The organism is Micrococcus sp. ACRRV, from assembly GCF_022346985.1.
GTDB lineage: Bacteria > Actinomycetota > Actinomycetes > Actinomycetales > Micrococcaceae > Micrococcus > Micrococcus porci.
This window is the reverse complement of sequence record NZ_JAKRNH010000117.1, coordinates 1-7,135: the sequence shown is the minus strand read 5'-3', so window position 1 is coordinate 7,135 and position 7,135 is coordinate 1. Positions and strand designations below refer to the sequence as shown.

The following is a 7,135-nucleotide window of genomic DNA, read 5'->3' as shown; positions in this document are numbered from 1 at the left end:
GCTGGGCGGTGGGCGTCGGCTCCGGCGACTCAGCCGGGGCGGTGGGCTCGACGGGAGCGGTCGGCTCGGCGGGGGCGCTCGGCTCGACCGGAGCGGTGGGCTCGACCGGAGCGGTCGGCTGCGCGGACGGGGTCGGCTCACCCGGGGTCGTCGGCTCGGCCGGGTCGCTGGGCTCGCCCGGCTGGGTCGGTTCCGCGGGGGTCGACGGGTCCACGGGAGCCGCCGATGCGGTCACCTCGAGCGCGTGACGGACCACGGCGGTGGTGCCGTCCGCGTAGCGCACGGTCATCACCAGCTCGCCGGCGCCGGCGGTCTGCGGGGCCGTGATGCCGGAGAGGGTCACCGACTCCTGGCCGGCGGGGACCTCCACGGTGCCCAGCTCGGTGACCGCGCCGTCGGCGCCCTGGAAGGCGACGTCCACGGCGGTGGCGGCGGGGGCGCCGTCGGAGTCGATCACCAGGTCGCCGAGGGTGAGGACCACGTCCTGGCCGCCCTCGACGGACGCGGGGGCGCCGGTCACGGGCACGCCCTTCTTCGCGTAGTCCGGGTGCGCGGCGCCGTCGGCGGCGTCCTGGGCGCGGGCCCAGGACAGCACCGCGGTGGTGTCCAGCACACCCAGGTCCACGAAGCCCTGGCGGCCCGTGGCGAACGCGGTGTAGCCGTCGGGCGCCTTGGAGGGGTCGCCGAGCTTCACCCAGGTGTCGTCCGCGAGGAAGGACTGCGCGGCCACCGTGTACATGCGGTCGGCCTGCAGCGGCTCGCCGTCGATCCACACGCCGGTGACCTTGTCGCCCTGCGCGCGCGCGTCGTCGTAGGTCCAGGTCAGGTTGGAGGACCAGCCGAGGGTGAACGTCCGCTCGCCGTCGCGCCAGTTCTGCTCCAGGGCCTCCTTGATGGAGGAGCCCGGGAGGTCGAAGTAGGTCAGGGTGTTGCCGAAGGGGGCCACGTCCATGACCTCGCCCATGGTCAGCTTGCCGACCAGCTGCTCCGGCTTGGGGGAGAAGACGCCGCCGGCGTTGGTCTGGTCCACCAGGAGCTCACTGCGGATGCCGCCCGGGTTCACGACGCCGAGGTCCACGCCCGGCTCGGCGGCGGACACGGAGTGCTTCAGGGAGTCCGCCACCCAGTTGCCCAGGGTGGTCTCCGCGGTGCGGGTGCCGCCGGCCTTCCAGCCCATCCCCGCGGCGATGCGGGTGGCGTAGTCCGTGGTGATGGAGCCGCTGAGGTCCGCGATCACCTGGGACTGCATGTCGGTGAACACGTCCACGGCCTGCTGCTCGATCTCGTACACGCGGGCCGTCACGGGGGACTCCGCGGCGGCCTCGGCCGGGTCCTGGGTGGAGCGCGGCAGCATGCGCGGGGTCACGGCGGTGACCTCCCCGGCCGCGTCCACGGTGAGCTCGACGGCTGCCAGGTCGGCACCGGAGGCGGCCGCCTGCATGATCGGCCGGGGCACGCCGCCGTTGTCCGTCTGGTACTGGTACAGCTGGTGGGTGTGACCGTTGAAGATCACGTCAACGGCGGGGACGGTGCGCTCCACCATCGCGTCGAACGTGGCGCGGTTCCCCAGCTCGGCGGACAGGTCGGCGGCGGCCCCGGCGGCGCCGTCGTGGTAGGACGCGATGATCACGTCGGCCTCGTCGGCGGCCTCGATCCCGGTGGCGACCGCGTTGACGGCGTCCACCATGTCCACCACGAGGTTGCCCTGCAGGCCCGCGCCGGTGGTGGTGGCGTACAGCTCGTTCGGGGAGGCGCCGATCACGGCGACGCGCACGCCGTCGACGTCGAACACCTTGTGGGAGGTCAGGACGGGGGCCTTGGTGTTCGGGTCCACGAAGTTCGCGGACAGCACCGGGAAGTCGGCGCGGTCGGCCACACGGCCCTGCAGGTCGTCCAGGCCGCGGTCGAACTCGTGGTTGCCGGCGGTCAGGGAGGCCAGGCCCAGCGCGTTCATGACGTCGATCGTCGGGTTGTCCTGCTGGACGTTGGACACCGAGGCCGAGCCGCCGATCAGGTCGCCCGCGCTGGTGAGCAGCGTGGAGCCCTCACCGTGCTGCGCCTCGAACGCGGTGCGGTAGTCCTCCACCGTGTCGGCGAACTGGGTGCCCTTGAAGTCCTCGGACAGGGCGCCGTGGAAGTCGTTGAAGGACAGGACGGAGATGGTGCGCTCACCGGAGGCGTCCGCGGCGAGGGCCGGGGCGGCGGCGGGGGCGAGCACCAGGGTGGTGCAGGCGAGGGTGGCCGCGGTGCGGCGCGAGAAGATGCTGGACATGACTCTCCCGGGGTGCGAGGACGGGCGTCTCCCGTACGGGGCGGCGGGAGGCGGCCGTGCCAGGACACCAGCCGAGGGTGACACCGAGGTGAACGTCACACCAGGGGAGGGTGGCCCGCCGGCGAAGCCGCACGGGACGGGGTGGGAGGGTGCAGGGCGGATGGTGCGGGATTCGAACCCGCGGCACGGGGTCACCGCGCACCGGTTTTCAAGACCGGCTCCTTCGGCCGCTCGGACAACCATCCTCGCGGCCCGCGCCGGGGCGTCCGGCCGCGGCTCCACTGTATCCGGTGGCCGCGCGGGGCGTCCGGGGTGGAGGATGGACGCCGGAGTCGAGACCAGGAGGAACCCCCATGGACACCGCCCCGGACATGCTCGCCGTGCGCTTCGCCGGCGCCGGCGGCACGGACGTGATCCGCGTCGGCCGCGAGCCCGTGCCCGAGCCCGGCCCCGGCGAGGTCCTGGTGCGGGTGGCCGCCGCCGGGCTCAACCGCGCGGACGTCGTGCAGCGGGAGGGGCACTACCCCGTGCCGCCGGGCGCGTCGGAGGTCCCCGGGCTGGAGGTCTCCGGCACCGTCGTCGCCCTCGGTCCGCAGGCCGGCGTCGCCGGGGAGGGGCGCTTCGCCGTCGGGGACCGGGTGTGCGCCCTGCTGGCCGGTGGCGGCTACGCCGAGCACGTGGCCGTGCCCGCGGGGCAGCTGATGTCCGTCCCGGACGGCCTGGACCTCGTCTCCGCCGCCGGCCTCCCGGAGGTCGCCTGCACGGTCCACTCCAATCTGGAGGGCCGCGCCGGCGTGCGCCCCGGCGAGTGGGCCCTGGTCCACGGCGCCACCGGTGGCATCGGCGCGTTCGCGGTCCAGTACCTCTCCGCGGTCGGCGTGCGCGTGCTGGCCACCGCGGGCGGGCCGGCCAAGGTGGCCCGGGCGCTCGAGCTCGGCGCCGATGCCGCCTTCGACCACCGCGCGGCCGCCCCCGGCGCCTTCGCCGACTGGGTCCGCGAGATCACCGGGGGACACGGCGCGGACGTCGTGCTCGACGTCGTCGGCGGCCCCTACCTGGCCCCGAACGTGAAGGCCCTGGCCATGGACGGGCGCATCGTCGTGATCGCCGCGCAGGACGGACCCGTGCCGGAGGACTTCCACCTCATGCGCCTGGCCGCCCGCCGCGGCTGGGTCACGGGCTCCCTGCTGCGCCCGCGTCCGCCGCACGAGAAGGCCGGGATCGTGGCCGCCGCCGAGCGCGCGGTCTGGCCGCTCGTCGCCGCCGGACGGATCGACCCGGGCGTCACCGCACGGTTCCCGCTGCGCGAGGCCGCCGCCGCCCACGCCCACTTCGAGGGGGCCGCGCGCATGGGCAAGGTCCTCCTGGTCACCGACGACGCCGACGCCCTCCTGCCGGGGGGCGCCGCATGATCCGCGGACCCTTCGCCCGGTTCCGCCAGGGCCGCTCCGACGACCGCGAGCTCGGGACCGGCCTCTGGCGCCGCAGCCACGACCGCTACGTCCGTGCCCTGGACCGCTACTGGCAGGTCCTCGAGGACGGGCGCAGCGCGGGCGGCTTCACCCCCGAGGAGCGCAACGGCCTGGTCCACGCGGGCAACGTGCTCGCCGAGCGCGTCCCGGCGGTACGGGCGCTCGCGGCCCGCCTGCACGCCGCCCACCCCGGCGACGGCGAGCAGCACATCCCCCCGGTGACCGCCCCCGTGCACCGGGAGCTCTCCCGCGCCTCCCACGAGCTGGCCGCCGCGGCGCAGGCCGTGGCCATGTTCCGGCGGGGTGTGAGCGGCTCGGAGGCGGTGAGCCGGCACGCCCAGCGGACGCTGGACCACCTGGATCGGGCCGAGGGGCTGGCCGCGGACCTGTGAGGGAGCGGCGCGGGGCCGCCGTCCGGCCGGGTGCACGGCTGCCGGAGAAGCAGAAGGACCCCGCCGCTCGAGGCGACGGGGTCCGGCTGAGCCCCCTGCCGGATTCGAACCGGCGACCTGCTCTTTACGAGGGAGCTGCTCTGGCCAGCTGAGCTAAGGAGGCACGCGACCGCTGACGGCCACGGCAGACCACCTTACCGTGTCCCGACGGTCCCCGCCACCGGATGCGCGCGTCGTCGTCCTCGGATGGTGACCGGATCCACGCGCGGAGTTCACCCGGCGGCCACGCGGCGGTCAGCCCGGGAGGGTGGGCTGGGCGTTCAGCCCCAGCCCACGCCGACTTCAGGGAGGCATCCATGAGCCTGTCCACCGCCGTCCCCGCCCTGTCCGTCGGCACCCCCGTCCCACTGCGCCTGGCCGTCGTGGACATGTCCGGCACCTCCGTGGTCGAGGGGGGCCTCCAGGACCGCGCCTTCGCGGAGGTCGTCGCCGCCCGCGGGCTCGCCGAGGGCTCCCCGGAGCACGAGCGCGCCGCCCGGCTGTTCCGGGAACGGCGCGGCACCTCCCGCACGGCCGTGTTCCAGGCGCTGTTCGAGGGCCGGACGGCGGCGCTGGAGGCCACCCGCGCCTTCGAGGCCGCCTTCGACCGGCTGCTGGCCGAGCACGGCGTCACCGCCGTCCCGGGGGCGGAGGGCGCCCTGGTGCGCCTGCGCGAGGCGGGCCTCGACCTGTGCCTGATCACCGGTTACGCCCGGCACACCCAGAACATGATCCTCGAGTCGCTGGGCTGGATGGGCCTGGCGGACCTCAGCCTCTCCCCGGACGACGCCGGCCGCGGCGTCCCCTACCCGGACATGGTCCTCACCGCGCTGCTCGCCCTGGACCACGACGACGTCCGCTCCGTCCTCACCGTGGGCGACACGGCCGCCGACATCCTCGCCGGGCGACGCGCGGGCGCCGGCCTGGTGGTCGGGGTGCGCTCCGGCCAGGACACGGGCGGTGTGCTCGCCGGGGCGGGCGCCGACCAGGTGGTCGACTCGCTGGCGCAGGTCCCGGACCTCGTCGCCACCCTGCGAGGCTGAGGCCCCGGCGGCTCAGCGACGCCCGCGGGGGGTGCGCACCCGCGCCGGCAGCAGCGCCAGCATCATCGCCTCCAGGGCGAGCTGCTCCGGCACGTTCTGGCCCAGGCGCTCGCGGGCGAGGTGCACGGCGTCGATCCGCGCGACGACCTCCGCGGAGGAGCCCGCGGCCCCGGCGGCGTAGCGCTCGATCTCGGCCCGCCGGTGCTCGTTCACCAGGTCCCCGCCGGCGCCGAGCTGCACCCGCAGCACGTCCCGGAACAGCCCGATCACGTCGATCATGGCGCGGTCCAGGGCGTCCCGGGTGACGCGCGTGCGACGCCGGGACTGGTCCTCCTCGAGGCGCTTCACCTGCTGGCGCAGCTTCGGGGGGACGGCCTCGCCCTCGGCGACGCCCAGCTGGCGGCGCAGGGCGGCCAGCTCCTCGGCGTCGCGGGCGGCCGCCGAGGACTCGGCCTCCGCGTGGGAGACCTCGGCGAGGCGGGCGGCCATGGCCATGGCGTCGGAGACGGCGGTGGCCTGCAGCGGCAGGGAGAGCACGTCCTCCCGGCGGGCCAGGGCCTCAGGATCCCGGGCGAGGCGGCGGGCCATGCCCACGTGGGACTGGGAGATCCGGGCGGTCATGAGGGCGGTGGCCTCATCCAGTCCGTCCCGGCGGTGCAGCAGCGCGGCGACGTCCTCGGGGGCGGGGATCCGCAGGGTCACGAGCCGGCAGCGCGAGCGGATCGTGGGCAGCACGTCCGCGGGGGAGGGGGAGCAGAGCATCCAGATCGTGCGCGGCGGCGGCTCCTCGATCGCCTTCAGTAGCACGTTGGTGGCCCGCTCCGTCATGCGGTCCGCGTCCTCCATGAGGAAGATCCGCCAGCGTCCCGTGGCGGGGGTGGACTGGGCGGCCTCCACGAGGGCGCGCACGTCCTCGATGCGGTAGCTCACGGCCTCCGTGGCGAGCACGGTGACGTCCGGGTGGGTGCCGCCGAGCACCGTGCGGCACGCGTGGCAGGCGCCGCAGCCGCGGTTCGCCGGGTCCGGCTGCTCGCACTGCAGGGCGGCCGCGAACGCCCGCGCGGCCGTGGAGCGGCCCGAGCCGGGCGGCCCCGTGAACAGCCAGGCGTGCGTGGGGCGGTCCTCGGTCGCGGCGCGGCGCAGCTGGGCGACGGCGGCGTCCTGGCCCGCGAGGTCCGAGTAGACGTCCGGGGCGCCGGTCATGCGCCGGTCCCGTCCCGGGCCGCGTCCGCCGCGGCCGTCAGCACGCGCGCCGCGATCGCGGCGGTCAGTTCCTCGGGGGCCCCTGCGGCGTCGAGGACGAGGTAGCGGTGCGGAGCCGCGGCCGCACGGGCCCGGAAGGCGGCGCGCAGCGTGCCGTGGGCTTGCGCGGTCTCCTGCTCCATGCGGTCCGGGGCGTCACCGCCGCCGGCGTGCCGCGCCGCACGTCGGGCCTCGGCGGTGGCGGCGTCGGCGTCCAGGAGGACGGTGAGGTCCGGGACCAGGCCCTCGGTGGCCCAGTCGTTGAGCTCGGCGACGCGCTCCGCCCCGAGGCCGCGCACCTCCCCCTGGTAGGCCACGGACGAGTCGACGTAGCGGTCCGTCAGCACGACGGTCCCGGCCGCGAGGGCGGGGCGCACGGTGCGTGCCACGTGCGCGGCGCGGGCGGCGGCGAACAGCAGCGCCTCCGTCCGGGCGTCGACGGGCGCGTGGGCCGGGTCCAGGAGCAGGGCGCGCACGGCCTCGCCCAGGTCCGAGCCGCCCGGCTCGCGGGTGAGCACGACCTCCCGGCCGGCGTCGCGCAGTGCCTGGGCGACGGCGCGGGCCTGCGTGGACTTTCCGGTGCCGTCCGCGCCCTCGAACGCCACGAACAGCCCCCGGCCGGGCATCCCCTGCGCCGCGGCGGCGGGGGAGTCCGCGGGGTCCGCGGCCGGGGTG

General features: G+C 76.1%; 6 protein-coding genes and 2 tRNA genes. 3 read left to right on the top strand and 5 right to left on the bottom strand.

The genetic code is table 11. The annotated features are described in order from the left end of the window. The coding region (locus MHY29_RS10480; protein ID WP_239241055.1) for a 5'-nucleotidase C-terminal domain-containing protein at nt 1-2,272 on the bottom strand (2,272 nt) is incomplete at its 3' end. Between the two features lie 157 nt (nt 2,273-2,429). Beyond that, a tRNA-Ser gene (locus tag MHY29_RS10475) sits at nt 2,430-2,517 on the bottom strand. Nucleotides 2,518-2,643: 126 nt separating this feature from the next. Here MHY29_RS10475 and MHY29_RS10470 point away from each other — a divergent pair. Continuing rightward, nucleotides 2,644-3,684, top strand: coding sequence for an NAD(P)H-quinone oxidoreductase (locus MHY29_RS10470; protein WP_239241057.1), 1,041 nt, complete (start codon nt 2,644-2,646; stop codon nt 3,682-3,684). Beyond that, entirely contained in the window at nt 3,681-4,136 is a 456-nt protein-coding gene (locus MHY29_RS10465) for a hypothetical protein (protein WP_224355623.1), read from the top strand. The genes MHY29_RS10470 and MHY29_RS10465 overlap by 4 nt, the downstream gene beginning before the upstream one ends. Before the next feature lie 89 nt (nt 4,137-4,225). Here MHY29_RS10465 and MHY29_RS10460 read toward each other — a convergent pair. Next, nucleotides 4,226-4,299, bottom strand: a tRNA-Thr gene (locus tag MHY29_RS10460). 193 nt (nt 4,300-4,492) lie between these two features. Between MHY29_RS10460 and MHY29_RS10455 the strand changes: the two genes are divergently transcribed. Continuing rightward, nucleotides 4,493-5,218 carry an HAD family hydrolase gene (locus tag MHY29_RS10455; RefSeq protein WP_224355622.1) on the top strand — a complete coding sequence of 242 codons (726 nt, stop codon included), beginning with the start codon at nt 4,493-4,495 and terminating at the stop codon, nt 5,216-5,218. Between the two features lie 12 nt (nt 5,219-5,230). On the opposite strand, the gene MHY29_RS10450 is transcribed toward MHY29_RS10455, so the two are convergent. Next, complete coding sequence (locus MHY29_RS10450; RefSeq protein WP_224355621.1) at nt 5,231-6,421, bottom strand: DNA polymerase III subunit delta'; 1,191 nt, start codon at nt 6,419-6,421, stop codon at nt 5,231-5,233. Continuing rightward, the gene (gene tmk, locus MHY29_RS10445; protein WP_224356744.1) at nt 6,418-7,086 is read right to left on the bottom strand and encodes a dTMP kinase; all 669 of its coding nucleotides are present in this window, start codon (nt 7,084-7,086) and stop codon (nt 6,418-6,420) included. The genes MHY29_RS10450 and tmk overlap by 4 nt, the downstream gene beginning before the upstream one ends. Between the last annotated feature and the right edge of the window lie 49 nt (nt 7,087-7,135).